The sequence below is a fragment of the Sulfitobacter sp. M85 genome (assembly GCF_029285915.1).
Classification (GTDB): domain Bacteria; phylum Pseudomonadota; class Alphaproteobacteria; order Rhodobacterales; family Rhodobacteraceae; genus Sulfitobacter; species Sulfitobacter faviae.
Window position 1 is genome coordinate 1 of record NZ_JABECQ010000030.1, and the last position, 1129, is coordinate 1129.

1 pseudogene and 1 other annotated feature are annotated in these 1129 nt (G+C 58.0%); the pseudogene reads left to right on the top strand.

Annotated elements, in window-relative coordinates:
* Positions 1–53: 53 nt before the first annotated feature.
* Positions 54–1129, top strand: a pseudogene (locus tag HKX24_RS17600) (IS3 family transposase); the annotation flags it as partial.
* Positions 335–451 (top strand) — a sequence feature (AL1L pseudoknot). Its footprint overlaps the pseudogene before it by 117 nt.

Below are 1129 nucleotides of genomic sequence, written 5' to 3' on the forward strand. Positions count from 1 at the left end.
TGAACCGCGCCGGGTTTGTCGGAGGCTCCAACTCATGAGTAGGATGGAGCATCATGACAAAGACAACGAACAAGTATTCACCAGAAGTGCGCGAGCGCGCCGTGCGGATGGTAATGGATGGCACCGGGCAGCATGAAAGTCGCTGGGCGGCGATTGTGTCGATCTCATCGAAGATAGGCTGCGCGCCGCAAACGCTGAATGAATGGGTCAAGAAGGTTGAGGTTGATACCGGCCAGCGCGGCGGTATCACGACCGAACAGGCCGAGAAGATGAAGGCTCTGGAACGCGAAGTGCGCGAACTGAAGCAGGCCAACGAGATCCTTCGTAAGGCATCCGCATATTTTGCCCAGGCGGAGCTCGACCGCCCATTCAAACGATGATCCGGCTCATAGAAGATCACCGCGCGGATCATGGGGTCGAGCCAATCTGCCGCGTCCTGCCGATTGCCCCAGCCACGTTCTATGACCACTTGGCCAAGCGGGCGAACCCTGATCTTCTGTCGGATCGCGCCAAGCGTGACGAAGACCTGAAGCCTGAGATCGAACGTGTCTTTGAGGAAAACCTCAGCGTCTACGGCGTTCGCAAGATCTGGCATCAAATGCGCCGAGAAGGCTTTGATATCGCACGCTGTACGGTTGCACGGCTAATGAAGGATTTAGACCTTGAGGGCGTAGTGCGTGGCAAAAAGCCGACGACAACGATCCCTGACAAGGCGTTGCCCTGTCCATTGGACAAGGTGAACCGCCAGTTCCACGCGCCAGCGCCAAACGTACTCTGGGTCAGCGACTTCACCTATGTCGCGACGTGGCAGGGGTTTGTGTATGTGGCCTTCGTCATCGACGTCTTTGCCCGTCGTATCGTTGGATGGCGCGTGAGCCGCACGGCTACTGCCGGGTTTGTTCTCGATGCTTTGGAGCAAGCCATCCATCAACGCGGACCAGCTCAGGGCCAGTTGGTGCATCACTCGGATCGCGGGTCGCAATATCTGTCGATTAAGTACACCGAACGACTGGCCGAGGCGCAGATCGCCCCGTCTGTCGGCAGCGTTGGGGACTCCTATGACAACGCTCTGGCAGAAACGATCAACGGCCTGTTCAAAGCAGAGGTCATTCACCGGCGTGGCCCCTGG